Origin of the sequence: Paenibacillus sp. G2S3, from assembly GCF_030123105.1 — a bacterium.
Lineage (GTDB): Bacteria > Bacillota > Bacilli > Paenibacillales > Paenibacillaceae > Paenibacillus_AQ.
Genome location: NZ_CP126095.1, coordinates 3,459,185 through 3,472,957, shown reverse-complemented (window position 1 = coordinate 3,472,957; position 13,773 = coordinate 3,459,185). Strand labels below are relative to the sequence as shown.

Sequence of the window (13,773 nt, the reverse complement as noted above, 5' to 3'; positions counted from 1 at the left end):
AAGACTAAATTTCTCGTTCCTCATACTCAAAGGGTTCTTCACACGAGTAAATTTCATCGAAAAATCCCATATAAGGGATGTCGCCTTCCAAGCATTTTATACGATATGACAATTCCTCATCACATGATGGTTCTTCACCATTGTTCCGCATTACTTCGAATGCATCTACAATATTTTCCATGAGCGACACTTGGATAAATAAGGGCAATTTATCCAACATCGACTGTTCGATCGCGGTCTCAGATCTATATCCTTTGAGGGCTACTTCAAAATAATCATCCATGAACTTTTTACGTTGACCAGCTTCTGGTTCGAATTGTGTCCATCCCATTCCTTGTGTCCAGAGACCTGCCAGATCAAACAAATACCAACAGAAACATGAATTATCGAAATCATATACAGTGATTTGTCCAGTATCAAAATCTATCGAATAATTCCCATCGTTGTAATCAAAATGGTTCATACCGAAGGTCTCATTGTTCCTGTCCAAATCTTCTAAGGTTGTAAGAAGCATTACCAGCTTCTCCTTAAGTAGAGACAAGGAGTTAGGTATCAATTTATCAATATATTCGGCATTGAATCTGTCAAAAAAACTTTGCCGCCGATGAACAGGAGTATATCCTTTGGACAATTCGTGCATTTTCCCTAGAACCTTACCACAGTTATAATAATATTCGGTAATTGGAGCTTCTTCCCGGTATTGATAATTATTTTCCACCAGCATTTTTCCCTTAGCCTTATTAAACAGGCAGATAAAAAAAGTATGATTATTATGAGTGATCTCTTCCAGTTGATTCCCCTTTCGGGAGTTGACTACATCCGAGACACTTCCACCATGTTCAAATAAATACCTAACATACTCCACTTCGCCTAAAAAATCTTCCCGACTCCTGTCATTTAAGAAAGCGATTCTGAGTATTTTTGCGTCGACGCTTTCTTTCTCACAAGTATAAACGAGATTACGCCCTCCATCATGTGCCTGAACTTGATGGATTTCATAACCTTCCAGCTCGTACAACCCCGATATTAATGGAAATAAATAGGCATCACTGATCTTAACAACCTCGTTATAAGTCAAAAAATCTCTCCTTTTAGCCTGCAGTTTATTTTTCATAACGTTAGCTTCCTAACCTGATCAATTTACGTACAGCTTACCAGCTTTTACTGATAAACTGGATAGTAAAAACAATTATAATTAAATTTTCCTTCTTCTTCAGTTCATGCCTTTTATTAAATGGAACATCATTTTAGCTATTTAGATACACACGAATTAAAATATCCTGATCATGATTGCCAAACCCAGCCCCATAGAGTGTCAATCCACCAACATTTATAGCCTTCTCGTCAACTGCGAAACGAATGGTCCAGAATTGTTCCCGTAGCATAATATCCGAGACGGTTATATCAGACATTTTTTCTTCATCAATATATGTTCCAGAAGAGTCAATTCGGATCGTCTTTAATAATCCATATTGATTTACATTTCGATGCCACCAATCCGGAGTAAATATGCCTCGCGCAGCTCTTCCGAAGTCTGCCGGACTAGTCCAGATTCCAAGCGATACACCGTTAAAAAAGAACTCAATATCTGAAGGCCAATGATCTCTCAAGCCTGGCGCTTCAGAAGCAATTTCCATTGAAATTTCAATAGCTTCGGGAGTTTGATCAGGAAGCAGATAGTTAGGCGTTTTATACTCGACGTAACCTCTCCCGAACCACAAAATGCCGGCGTTGACCCGCTCGGGATCGAGAAAGTAGCGAGGATCATCCCACACCCCAATTTCCTTTTCTTGCGTACCCAGCCCACAAGTAGGATGGATATCAAACGAGGTGTAATGACCGACTGAAATTGTCTGCTCTCTGATCCTAGGGGTTTGTTTAGCAATTGGAAGCTCAATTTCAACCCTTTTTTGTTTAAGGAAACACATTTTGTGCGTTCCTCCGTTTAGACGTACCCTGTGACTTCCGGTTAGTCCGGCTTGTTCGAGCTTTCGGATATGCATGGTGACTATGGAGGGGCTAAGCTCTAGCTTAGCCGCGATCTCCTTCACATTCATTTCATTATCAGCAATGAGGCTCATAATTCTCCATCTGACTTCACTTGCCAGCGCTTCATACAAGGCTATGAATTTTGCTTCGCCGTTCGCTTTAATCATTATCATAATCCCCTGACCCATATTGATTGAAATTACATATATATTAATTTAATAAATTTAGTGCACATCATCAACCTCGATTTATTGTAAACAGTTGAGCAATAGTGTTTAATTTTCTTTGTAGTTAATCAGTCTGGATTCTTATATATATGAATTTATTAATGAGGTGGAGAAATGAAATTCAATAATCCGGTTATCAAAGGGTTTTATCCTGATCCGAGCGTTTGCAAAGTTAACGACACTTATTATTTGATCTGCAGTTCCTTTCAGTATTTTCCCGGCGTTCCGATTTTTGAAAGCAAAGATCTGATTAATTGGACACAAATCGGTCACTGCTTAACTCGAAAAAGCCAGATTCAACTAGATACTGTGGGCAGCTCTGGCGGTGTATTCGCTCCCACCCTGCGGTACAATAATGGACGATTCTACATGACGACCACAAATGATACTATGCGCCAGAACTTCTATGTGTGGACTGAAAATATTTATGGGGAATGGTCTGATCCGATTAATGTCGATCAAGGCGGAATTGATCCAGATTTGTATTTTGAAGACGGTAAAACATATTTCATGAGCAATGGAATAGACGATTATGGAGTTAGCGGTATCGTCCAATGTGAAATCGAAATTGAAACCGGGCACAAGCTGACGCCAAGCCGTACAATCTGGCAAGGAACAGGCGGGCGTTATTTGGAGAGTCCTCATTTATACAAAATAAATGAACAATATTATCTTCTAGCGGCAGAGGGTGGAACGGAATATGGTCATATGGTCACTTATGCAAGGGGGGGTTCTCCTACTGGTCCGTTTGAAGCCTATACACATAACCCCGTATTGACCAATCGGAATTTGGGCGGTTACGAGCTACAGGGAGTTGGCCACGGAGATTTGGTACAAGACCACGAAGGAAGTTGGTGGCTCTTTCATCTTGGATTCCGGCAGACTGGCCAGTATCTTACATATCATCACTTGGGACGCGAAGTTTTTCTAACTCCGATTACCTTTGACAAGGACGGATGGTTTACAGCGGGTCATGAAGGTACCACTCTTATAAGTTTCGAGACTAATCGCATCTCGGACACAGTCATTCAGCAGGAGAAAAAAGACTTTACGTTCGAGAATACGGATTGGCATCTGGACTGGTGTTACCTGCGACACCCAGTTACAGAAAATTATCTGTTAGAAGCGGATAAAGTAAAGCTTAAAGGAACTGAAGTTACCTTAGATGTCCCGGCCTCCCCGACATTTATTGGTATTCGTCAAAGAGACTTTGACGCGGTTATTGCTTGCGAAGTCAGCCTTACGAGCGGTGAAGCTGGAATTACGCTTTACATGGACGAAAATCATCATTATGATTTGGCCTTGCATAAACATTTAGAGGGTTACGAGATTATCGAACGGCTGAATATCGGAGATATCAAATCAATTGAATCAACAAAAAATATAGGCCAGTGCAACCATGCTTCATTAGTCATCAAAAGCACTCCAACTCATTATCACTTCTACATCCAGGCAGACGGTACTGAGACCTTACTTGGAGCTGCGCAAACCAAATATCTCTCCTCAGAAATAGCCGGAGGATTCACAGGTGTGCTAATTGGTCTGTACGCCACTGGACAAAACCAAGATTCTAATGCGATATTCACAAATTTTAGCTGCAATTATTCTTAAATTTCTCTTAGAGGCAATCTTATAAATAAAAGAGGGGTTAACTCATTGGTAGAGTTAACCCCTCTTTTATCATGCCAAATTAAATATCCAGCTTCCTAGTACTTAACGCTTGTACCATTACAGGATCTCTCATCCAATAGGTGTTCCATTAGGTAGTTTCATATCTGGTTTCAATAGAATGACGTCTCCCTGTTCTGGTACACCCCCAAGGACTAATACCTCTGATTTAAAGCCTGCTATTCGTCGCGGAGGAAAATTGATTACAGCTATTACTTGTTTTCCTATAATATCTTCAGCCGTATATCTTTTTGTAATTTGTGCACTAGACTTCTTGATTCCGATCTCTTCTCCAAAATCAATCTCAAGTTTTATCGCAGGTACCTTGGCCTCCGCGAAAAACTCAGATTTAGTTATTGTGCCAACGCGAATATCCAGTTTCAAAAAATCATCAAAAGTTGCCATATAGTATTCTCCCTTTTAATAATATTTTCTTAATTTATTCGCTTATCTACTTTGATTCTGATATTTAACAGTAGTGTATTTGAAGGTTTTTATCCAGAAATACATCCCCATGCCAAGTAGAGTCATCATTCCTCCTATCAATTGAAAGCTAGTGATTGTTTCTCCCAAAAATAGATAAGCTAGTAATATGGCGAGAATAGGCTCACCAATAATCCCTACAGAAATAGTAGTTGCACCTAAAGATTTCAATAACATATTAATAATAGATTGTCCAAAAATAGTTGGGATTAATGCAAGTAAAAAGAAATAGAACCAATCCGAAGAGTTATAATCTATTAAAGAGAAATGGTTTGACAAATTGTAGATTAATAAGACGGTCCCGCCAAGAAAAAAAACAATAACACTGTATAAACTTGTTCCTATTTTATGACTTACTTTTTGTCCTGCCAGCATATACGCAGATACTAAAATTGTTCCTAATAATGATAAGCCATCTCCTATTAACGCCACTCTAGAAACCCCAAAGTCTCCCCAAGCAATAACTATTGAACCCAGAAGCGCAGTCACTAAACAAAGAATGTTTACCACATTTACCCGTTCTCTGAAGATAAAGTATGAACCAATCATTACGAATAAAGGCTGCAGTGATAAAATCACCATGGAGCTTGCAACTGAAGTATAAACTAAAGACTCCATCCAAAATAAGAAGTGTAACCCGAGAAAAAGACCCGCTAAGAAAACAATACTCCAGTCTTTTTTACTTATCTCCAGACAGCGAAGCTTTTTCCATGATACAAAAGGAAGCAATAAAATTACAGAAGCAAACAATCTGTACATGCCGGCTACTGAGGTGGGAGTATTTGAAGATTTTATCATGATGGAAGAGATTGAAATAGACAATATACTAATAAAAAGCAAAATGTACGGATGCGACGTTTTATTTGGTTTCACATATAATCCTCCAAAATGTTCTATCTACTTCCTGTGCACAGAGTGATAAAATCAAGATTGGATATAATAATATCATCATCATTGTTTATTTTGTGTCATTATATCGTTGTATTATATATAAATATCATCATTTCAGAAGGGACGCCATTAGATGTCAAAACTGCACGAGACCATTCTTTTCCCCGATGCTTCATTTCCATACATTATGTACACAGCAAACTCTCGGAAAATTATCCCTGAGGGGCGAGGATTTAATGACTTACATTGGCATGAAGAACTTCAGATCACTTTGGTTACTCAAGGAAAGCTAGTTATACAAGTTAATGGTATTGATTACGAATTGAATACTGGCCAAGCCATTTTGATCAATAAAGGTGTACTTCATGTTACGACGCACCTGACTCCTGACGGTCAGTATGTGAGTTTCAATTTTCCTGAAAAGCTGTTAGCCTTTTATGCAGATAGTGCTATGGAAAAAAATTATGTATCACCTTATACGAACTCTTCTTTACTGTCTCTACTAATTAAGGGAGATGCTGAATGGCAAAAAGATGTACTAAACATGCTTTTGGAGCTGAAGAATAGATTTGATTTGCCAAAGAAATGGGGATGGGAATATGAGGTTTCTATCAGAACCGTACAACTATGGTTAATCTTGATATCTAATATTTCTCTCTCCTCAGAGGACACAGCTAAATACGTAAAACGGCAGCAAGAACGACTTCAACTCATGCTTACTTTCATCCATCAGCACTACGCAACTAATATCACTTTGCTAGATATTTCTGATGCTGCTCATTTAAGTGTTTCAGAATGTACCCGTAGTTTTAAAAAGACCCTTCATATCACACCGTATGAATATTTAATAAAGTACCGGATTAAGAAAAGTATGGAGCTTTTAATCTCAACTGATTATACAGTAACTGAAATAGCCCATAGAGTTGGTTTTAATCATGTTAACAACTTCATTCAGTCCTTTAAAAAACATCAGACAAGAACACCTAAAGATTTCCGAAAATTAAGAAATGAAATCAAAATCCAAGATACTTTACCAATAGCTACTCCTGGAGGGAGGCCGGAATTGTTTTAAACTATAAAATAAAAAGTGGCAGTCACGAAGGCTTATTTGCCCCGATTGACTACCACTTGCTAATTAATATCCCATATCCTTTAATATTTTGGATAACGTGCTCAGACGCTCACCGATCATTTCATCGTCATCGCTCAGAGCTTGATTGAACAGCTTAATATCTTCATTAATTCGCTCATTGTCTGTACATACCGCTACAGTCATGGCATCCCCTTGCAGGCCAACTCTGTCTATAACGGGCTGCTCCGGGTCATATAAATTCTCATATCGATACGCTTCGCGGAAATGTTCCAAGGACCGGCAAATTAGAATGGACAAATCAAGCACGCGATGAAGAGGCAGTTCCTCCGATTGTCTGGACCATTTTTCTCCGGTGTACCTCCATACCTTGGCCGAAATATCGACCTTTCCTCTATCATTCCACTGAGCCAATCCCAAGGATAGGCCTTTCGCATCCGTGTTTCCTGCTAATCGGCCGTCAACCTTCTCATAATTTTCCGACACGACAACAGGTTTATGTTTTAAAGTTGTAGGTATTTTCATGTTTTTATCTTCCTTCCATTTACTATTTTACTAATTTACTAAACGACGAATTCATCTTATCTTGGATTTCATTGTTAGTCAATTCGTGGTTTGTTATAACCTTTGTCTCCGTAAGGCTGTAACTTCTCTAACCATGGCTTTAAGATTATCTTCCGTTCCCAGCGCATATCAGTTACCTTATCTATGTCCTTCTGTTCTAGTACCTCATAGGTGAACGCATCCGCGCCGAATTCTTTCCAATCCTTCTGGAGCTGGGCATTTGCAAATCTCCCTGAATCCAACTGCATTTGCAGAGTAAGCCATTTGTTTTTCAAGTTGGGATAGCTGTCGATAAAGATTTTGCCGTTGATTTGATTTTTGATCTGAGCAACACCCATATAAATCTTAATTTGTTTGTACTCCTCGATCAGCTCTTTGCGTTTATTCATATCCATATTTTTCTCTCCTTATCGTAGATAATAAATTCATGGAAATTGTAGTTGAATTTTCATTTTCCCAGCGATTCTAGCTCCAATTTGCTTCTATTCTTAACCACAATGGGGAGCAGAAAAAGCGCACCGATAATCACAAATATACCACTCGCCATAAATACACCCATCAAGGAGAAAGTATCCTTTAGGTATCCCGAAATGAACATGCCAATCACCATCATTCCCATAAAAATAGGCATAATCGCTCCTGTAACCCGGCCAATAAAGGCCCCCTCGGTATTCCGCACAAGAAGTGTCTGAATCCCTCCTTGAATGCAAGGGTAAAACAAACCACTGATCACCAAGAAAATAATCGTCAGCCAAATTTGCTTAGAAGCTCCCATTCCAACAGTACAGACGGCATTAACGAGTAAGCCTATTAAAAGCAATAGCTGTGGCCTTACTTTTTTGGCTATCCCGATTATTACAGCTCCGCCTACTAACATGGCTGCCCCACTAGCCATCACAAGCCACTGAAGAAATTGTTTGTCCTTACCTAAATTCTCGATAACAAGAAAGATCTGAAGCGGTTGAGTTAGTCCTGATGCCAATCCCACCGCCGAGAAAGTTAAACTAAGTGTTCTTAAGGGTTTACTCGACCCGATGTAACGCAAGCCAGCCGTTAACTCTTTGATGAAGCCGCTGGCTTTACCTGACTTTGGTTCTTCTTCATCCCGAGGAAGGGAAGACAATATAAGCGAAGAGCCCAGAAACATAACGGCTGTCAGGATCAGAGATATGTGAATTCCAAACTTAATAAAAATAAACGTACCAATAACGGGTCCCAAAACCGTAAAGACAGCGACAAGTGTCTGGGACATCGCCATAACGCCCTGCAGCTGTTCAGCTGGCACATGTCTCTTGTACAGTTTCATCGCCGAGGGCTGAGAAAATTGAGATAAGCTGGCAGATACAAAAGATCCGACAAGAAGCGCAACCCATCCGCCATTCATGACCGCAATCAGCACCACCCCGACGGACAAGCCAGATAACAAATCGCTCCATACCATGGTTCTCTTCGGCCGCCATCGGTCGGCAAAGGTCCCACCAATAAGACCAAAAAGAAAGATCGGTGCAAATTCAGCGACCGATATCAGAGATACATCTACCGGATTATTATTCGTCAATTCTGATACATAAAGAAGGACGGCATAATTTCGGATCCATATTCCGAGCTGCAATAACACACGGGAGAGGATAATTGTTCGAACATAACGATTAGAAAACATTTTAATTCCCCATATCCTTCACTATTTTTTACACCTTCTCGAAACTCCCCAACATGACAATAGGATGATGGTTTGAATGTTGTTGGTATTTTCATTGCTTCACTCCAATTTACTAATTTACTTGTTTTTATATTTAGTAATTTACTAATTTACTAAATCACAGCTTCATTTTAAACAGGATATTACCGTTCGTCAAGCCGATTTCAATTCGCTATAAAGAAAAAGTGGAGCAACTGCCGTAGCATTTGCTCCACTTTCTTTATGTTTAATCTAATTTTCAAAAAACTCTTTAGCGAATTCTACAACGCCACGGACATCTGAGAGACCACCATCTATAAGCTCAACGGCCATAAAATTATCTTCAGAAACTTCGAAGGGTGCTTCTATATTATATTGACTGGCTTTTTTAAATGCTTTTTGGACTACATGGTAGACTTCGTTTTATGGACGACAGATCCAACTCAGAATAAATCAACCCGTCATCCCATTTACATCCGCGAATTAGTTCGGTCTTCATTTAACCCATCTCTTCTCGCAGATCGTGCTCCATGAAGAGGATATTACGCTTAAGTTCCTTCATGCACTGTCTAGAAATCCGTCCGATCTCAAACATGGATTGGATGTTATCTCTCTCCAGCTGAATTCCGACCCGGGCTAGTTCCTGCATTGAAATATCGAATTCTTTTCGGGCGCTAGTGTCCGGTTCATTTCTAGTCAGATGCAGTAGCATACGTTCATATTGCAGAATCAGCGAGCTGGCAGTTTCCATACCCACCTCTCCTTTTGCGAGTAAAACATTTAGCTGTTTAATTACATAAGTAATATTTTGAATTTTGAGCTTCGTTAATTCGGCGCGTCTTTCTCGGGTACTTAACCGGACTTGTTGTAGCATTCCAAACACTTCGTCCCAATGCTTAGCAGGGAACAGCTCTTTTTTATACTGTGTATCCCTTGTGTGCATAAACAGCAGTTTGTTAATTCTATTCAAATGACGGAATGCTATATATGAACTCACATCTTTCTTCTCAACGGCAAGCAGAGTGTTTTCTCTTTCCCATTTCAGGGTAGACAGGACCAAGGACCGCTTGATATGATCTTCATTTTCATCTTTTTTAAGTGTACGGATTCTGGAGGAATACGTGTTGATGAGTTGGGCTGTCGCCAGACGATTCTGTTCCGTGATCTGTTCGTTTAATCCGGTAACAACATTCCTCAGAATATCGACTTTAGCCTGAATCTCCTCCTCTTCCTGCACTGGTTGTCCTTCTTTCCCCAATAAAAGTGGCAACAGATAATTAGAGATCAGAAGGGTCCACAAAATAACGCCGGCCGCGAGGAAAATGATCAGATCTCTGGCTGGAAATGCAGTGCCATCATCAAGAAAAAACGGTAGTGATAACGTACTCGCCAGTGTAATCGTTCCCCGGACTCCAGATAGACTAAGAATAAGCGCATTCTTGAACCTGAGTTTCCAAAGACCGAGTGTGTCATCCTTTGTGAAAATATCCATCAAAAGCGCCCAGATGAAGCGCAGCCCGAGAACAGCCACAGTCAATAATAGTGTGTACATTATTACCTTGAAATTCCCTATCTCCGCGCTATTCCAAATCGTCTGAATAATCTCCGGAAGCTGAGTGCCAAGCAGTAAGAACACCAGACCGTTCAATACAAAGATAATGACCGACCAAGTGCTTTTAGAGACAACCCTCAGCTTAGCTACTTCAGGATTCATTTTTTTGTACCCAAAAGAATGAGCGATTCCTGCGCTGACAACAGCAAGGATACCGTTGACCCCGAGTTTCTCAGCTGCCATGAAAATCAAAAAAGGAGTCAGGATCTCAATTAGCATGTGCAGCGTGACATCCTCCATTCCCAATCTTCGCAGCCATTTCACTACGCCATATTTTACAAGCGTGAGCAGAAGACCTAGAACCACTCCGCCAAGTGAAATGGAAATAAAACTGAGGCCGGCAGATTTAAAAGAGAATACACCGGTAACCATCGCGGCAACGGCAAACTGAAATGAGACCAGCCCTGACGCGTCATTAATTAATGATTCTCCCTCGAGAATTTGCATCGTCTGGTGGGGGATTTTCACTTTCTGCTCTAATGCGCCCACAGCCACAGCATCAGTAGGTGCTAGTGCAGCTGTCAGTGCAAAGGAAGCCGCCAACGGGATGACCGGAAGTAGCCAATTCAGGAAATAACCCATCACGGCTACTGTTATAAATACCAGACCCAGCGCCAACAAAAGGATCGGTTTCTTCTGCTTCCATAGCGCTTCTTTATTCGCGTGTCTACCATCACTGAATAGCAATGGGGCAATGAACAACAACAAGAACAGCTCTGGATTTAATTTCAGTTCATAGTGCAAGGGCAGCAATGTAATCACCATTCCCAGCACGATTTGAATAATAGGTACGGAAACTGAAGGGATAAATCGGTTCACTAAACTGGATAAAGAGACCGCCGCCAGCATCAGCAAAATAATTTCAAACAATTCCAAACGAATCTTACCTCCATATCAGCAATCAAGTAGCTTTTCGAATTAATATGTTTCTTTCAAAATTTCATCTTATCTTAATGTAAAATAACTTTTTAAACTCAATGTAAATACGTAGGTGCAAATGTTCATTTATTGGTCTTGATTCCTATCAACGCAAAAAAATTCAGGTCCTGTTTCAACCTGAAGAATAACAAAAAGACCCTATTTCACGAAAAATTCGTTGAATAGAGCCTCGGAACTTCCTTCCCAGCTTCACCTGTTGATTAGCTAAACTATGATCTCTATAACGGATAGACTTCCCTCGTTTGGCTAATCAACAGGCCTATTTTTCAAGATGCAATAACGCTTAATTTAAACGGATGATATTAAGTGCTGCTCCGGTTGAACCTCCCCCATTTAAAGTAACGACACCAGCGGCTCCAAAAAATTGAACACTAACTGTAGTGGCGGCAGCGACATTAACAATAACTTCGTTATTGTATGCTGAAACGCTCAGGACAGGCGCAACTACCGATCCCGCAGCTTGTGCCCCATTGATCAGCAAACGTGTGCTCAGCAGTACTCCGGCTGTTGTATTTGCCTGGTAGGAGATGAAGTAAGTTCCTGCGTTGGCGAGGGTTATAACATCGTTAGTAGCATTAATAGTGATCCCAGCGCTGAGTACTTGAGGTGGTCCAGGGAAGGCAATATTGGTTCCTCCCAACAGAACAGTGATCAGCCCACCAGTTGTATTTGCCACAAAAGCATTAGTAGCCGTAATATTAATCCCTGTGACTCCTGTCACTCCTGTGACTCCTGTAGCCCCAGTAATTCCAGCGATTCCAGTGGCACCGGTAATTCCAATTCCGGTTGCACCCGTAGCACCTGTTCCTCCTGCTGGTCCTACTGGACCTACTGCTCCTACAGTACCCGGATCCCCGGTTGCACCGGTAGCTCCTGTAGCACCCGTTGCTCCTGTAGCCCCGACGGCTCCAGCAGCACCCGTAGCACCCACTGCTCCTGCAGTACCTGTAGCACCCACTGCTCCTGCGGTTCCTGTAGCTCCAGTTAATCCAGCAGCACCTGTAGCTCCCGTAGCCCCGGTAGGACCTACTGGTCCACCAGCAGGACCCGTAGGTCCGGTTGCTCCAGTAGGTCCAAGCAACGTAGGAGCGCTCAGTACGCTATCAAGCTTTGCTTGAAGCAGAAGCTCTTTTCTTATCGTCGTATCCAGTGTACTTTTAACACTTTGGTCTATAGCTAGCACATCGGCAATAGTTGCCGGCAAGCCGCTTAGTCCAGGGATCGTACCAAGAACATATTGAATCTTTTCACCTTCAGCATTAATGATATGGCTGAGTCCAAGCTCTTCAAAGGCAATGGATGAGAGTAACAAGTTAAGGGCATCATCTCTGGTTATTGTAATCGTCGGAGTGACACTCGGTATATTCGGGAATGACAAATTTAATTCCTCCTTAGTAGCGCTGATGAAGTATGTATACGAGTAAAGAAGGCCGTTTAGAATTCTTCCAAAGATTTTAACCCCTTATTTATCCATAACTTTCCAGGAGGTTGTACTTTGCTTAATGTGTTGTATTCGATTTGAGTCCATTCAGGTTCTTGTTTAGTGTTGGTGGAAGTCATAGCTGCGAAAAAAACCGGATTGCGGGGAGCTACAGTATTTGGAGCGTATGTCATGCTGATGGTCTGTGTATAATTCGATTTAATCTGTTGAATAAGTCTAGAAATATGAACTTGTAGCTTTCTATCAATGAGAGGCTTGTGCTCCATATCCTCGAGTATTACTTTGAGGTACTCTTGGCTGCAAACCTCGGAAATCTGCTGCTTTCTGGATGCATTACCAGGTATCAACCCGCTATGAATTAGAAGCAGGACGTCTTTGGAGGGTTCATTCAGCATTCTCCACTGTCTGATGATATCCAGACAGAAGCTGATTTGCCGGAATACCTTCGTTCTCTCCTCCTGTTCTTCACGGAAGTAACAACGATCCAACAGTTTTACGTGCAATTCCAAAATAGATGACGTCAATTCACTGTAAGCCTCTTCGAGCTGCCAAACCGTTTCTGTGAATTTAGATTTTAAAGTGTTATTTTGCGTCAATAATAGCTCTGTTTCTTTATCAATACGACACTGTACCATATTCCAGTTAGCCAGCAAGGTTAGCCTAAAGAGAAGTAGAGTCTTCATGACTTGAATTATGGATTGGCTGGCCTGCAGCATTTGGGTAGTGTATCTTGTATTAGAAACTTCTTTTAAAAGCCTTTCGGTAATAAGGCTCCAAGTCCCAACCAATCTTGCGTGACCTTCACTTATTGATAATATAGATTGAAGCAGATGAATGTTCTGAACAGCTGAGTTCTGATTATTCTTCATACTCTTCCTCTTCAATACAAATTTCTTCCTCCTCTACTATTCGCTCCTCCAACTGCAGGATATCCCCTAGCCTGAGCTGAATAAGAAACTGGCTACTGATTACTGAACGTAGTACCTTATCGAGGCTGTGGTTCAGCTGGAGTATATCTTTTACACCTGTATGCTCATCATTAACAAAACGCAGTATTTTCTCGCTCTGGGCGTTCAGGATATGAGATAATCCCAGTCCTTCTGTAGCAACTGAGGCCAGCATCATATCAATGACCTGGGTTCTTGTCAGAGTAATATTTGGTTCGATGTCGGGGATTTTTGGCATTGACAT

Annotated in this window: 13 protein-coding genes; 2 read left to right on the top strand and 11 right to left on the bottom strand. The window is 41.0% G+C overall.

Translation table 11 applies throughout. The features are described 5' to 3' along the window. Positions 1-4 precede the first annotated feature (4 nt). Together QNH28_RS15140 and QNH28_RS15135 are read right to left on the bottom strand one after the other, a co-directional pair. The gene (locus tag QNH28_RS15140) at positions 5-1,114 is read right to left on the bottom strand and encodes a phosphotransferase enzyme family protein (protein ID WP_283907427.1); all 1,110 of its coding nucleotides are present in this window, start codon (positions 1,112-1,114) and stop codon (positions 5-7) included. A 133-nt stretch (positions 1,115-1,247) separates the two neighbouring features. After that, positions 1,248-2,156 carry an ArsR/SmtB family transcription factor gene (locus QNH28_RS15135; RefSeq protein ID WP_283907426.1) on the bottom strand — a complete coding sequence of 303 codons (909 nt, stop codon included), beginning with the start codon at positions 2,154-2,156 and terminating at the stop codon, positions 1,248-1,250. Positions 2,157-2,330: 174 nt separating this feature from the next. On the opposite strand from QNH28_RS15135, the gene QNH28_RS15130 reads away from it, so the two are divergent. Beyond that, positions 2,331-3,827, top strand: a complete 1,497-nt coding sequence (locus tag QNH28_RS15130) for a glycoside hydrolase family 43 protein (protein WP_283907425.1) — start codon at positions 2,331-2,333, stop codon at positions 3,825-3,827. Positions 3,828-3,956: 129 nt separating this feature from the next. Here the strand turns inward: QNH28_RS15130 and csaA are convergent, their stop codons facing one another. Next, complete coding sequence (csaA, locus tag QNH28_RS15125; protein WP_283907424.1) at positions 3,957-4,289, bottom strand: chaperone CsaA; 333 nt, start codon at positions 4,287-4,289, stop codon at positions 3,957-3,959. A gap of 42 nt (positions 4,290-4,331) precedes the next feature. Then, positions 4,332-5,240: a DMT family transporter gene (locus QNH28_RS15120; RefSeq protein WP_283907423.1), complete on the bottom strand. Its 909-nt coding sequence runs from the start codon at positions 5,238-5,240 to the stop codon at positions 4,332-4,334. Between the two features lie 151 nt (positions 5,241-5,391). Between QNH28_RS15120 and QNH28_RS15115 the strand changes: the two genes are divergently transcribed. Continuing rightward, on the top strand, positions 5,392-6,330 hold the full coding sequence (locus QNH28_RS15115) for an AraC family transcriptional regulator (RefSeq protein ID WP_283907422.1): 939 nt from the start codon (positions 5,392-5,394) through the stop codon (positions 6,328-6,330). A gap of 63 nt (positions 6,331-6,393) precedes the next feature. Here QNH28_RS15115 and QNH28_RS15110 read toward each other — a convergent pair whose 3' ends face one another. From QNH28_RS15110 to QNH28_RS15080, 7 genes are all read right to left on the bottom strand, one after another. After that, positions 6,394-6,873 carry a DUF6530 family protein gene (locus QNH28_RS15110; RefSeq protein WP_283907421.1) on the bottom strand — a complete coding sequence of 160 codons (480 nt, stop codon included), beginning with the start codon at positions 6,871-6,873 and terminating at the stop codon, positions 6,394-6,396. 74 nt (positions 6,874-6,947) lie between these two features. Further along, positions 6,948-7,307, bottom strand: a complete 360-nt coding sequence (locus tag QNH28_RS15105; protein WP_283907420.1) for a GIY-YIG nuclease family protein — start codon at positions 7,305-7,307, stop codon at positions 6,948-6,950. Positions 7,308-7,360: 53 nt separating this feature from the next. After that, positions 7,361-8,572 (bottom strand): MFS transporter, encoded by a 1,212-nt coding sequence (locus tag QNH28_RS15100; RefSeq protein ID WP_283907419.1) that lies wholly within the window; start codon positions 8,570-8,572, stop codon positions 7,361-7,363. A gap of 517 nt (positions 8,573-9,089) precedes the next feature. Beyond that, on the bottom strand, positions 9,090-11,078 hold the full coding sequence (locus QNH28_RS15095; protein ID WP_283907418.1) for a Na+/H+ antiporter: 1,989 nt from the start codon (positions 11,076-11,078) through the stop codon (positions 9,090-9,092). Between the two features lie 346 nt (positions 11,079-11,424). After that, a complete protein-coding gene (locus QNH28_RS15090) occupies positions 11,425-12,519 on the bottom strand; it encodes a BclA C-terminal domain-containing protein (RefSeq protein WP_283907417.1) in 1,095 nt (364 codons plus the stop codon). A gap of 56 nt (positions 12,520-12,575) precedes the next feature. After that, positions 12,576-13,451, bottom strand: coding sequence for a hypothetical protein (locus QNH28_RS15085; RefSeq protein ID WP_283907416.1), 876 nt, complete (start codon positions 13,449-13,451; stop codon positions 12,576-12,578). Further along, on the bottom strand, positions 13,441-13,773 hold the full coding sequence (locus tag QNH28_RS15080; RefSeq protein ID WP_283907415.1) for an alpha-helical endospore appendage domain-containing protein: 333 nt from the start codon (positions 13,771-13,773) through the stop codon (positions 13,441-13,443). Before QNH28_RS15080 ends, QNH28_RS15085 begins: the two co-directional genes overlap by 11 nt.

Bases quoted from the DNA above. Each gene is read 5' to 3' on its own strand.
- QNH28_RS15140 (WP_283907427.1), bottom strand. From the start codon at position 1,114: ATGAAAAATAAACTGCAGGCTAAAAGGAGAGATTTTTTGACTTATAAC.
- QNH28_RS15135 (WP_283907426.1), bottom strand. From the start codon at position 2,156: ATGATTAAAGCGAACGGCGAAGCAAAATTCATAGCCTTGTATGAAGCG.
- QNH28_RS15130 (WP_283907425.1), top strand. From the start codon at position 2,331: ATGAAATTCAATAATCCGGTTATCAAAGGGTTTTATCCTGATCCGAGC.
- csaA (WP_283907424.1), bottom strand. From the start codon at position 4,289: ATGGCAACTTTTGATGATTTTTTGAAACTGGATATTCGCGTTGGCACA.
- QNH28_RS15115 (WP_283907422.1), top strand. From the start codon at position 5,392: ATGTCAAAACTGCACGAGACCATTCTTTTCCCCGATGCTTCATTTCCA.
- QNH28_RS15110 (WP_283907421.1), bottom strand. From the start codon at position 6,873: ATGAAAATACCTACAACTTTAAAACATAAACCTGTTGTCGTGTCGGAA.
- QNH28_RS15105 (WP_283907420.1), bottom strand. From the start codon at position 7,307: ATGGATATGAATAAACGCAAAGAGCTGATCGAGGAGTACAAACAAATT.
- QNH28_RS15100 (WP_283907419.1), bottom strand. From the start codon at position 8,572: ATGTTTTCTAATCGTTATGTTCGAACAATTATCCTCTCCCGTGTGTTA.
- QNH28_RS15085 (WP_283907416.1), bottom strand. From the start codon at position 13,451: ATGAAGAATAATCAGAACTCAGCTGTTCAGAACATTCATCTGCTTCAA.
- QNH28_RS15080 (WP_283907415.1), bottom strand. From the start codon at position 13,773: ATGTCAATGCCAAAAATCCCCGACATCGAACCAAATATTACTCTGACA.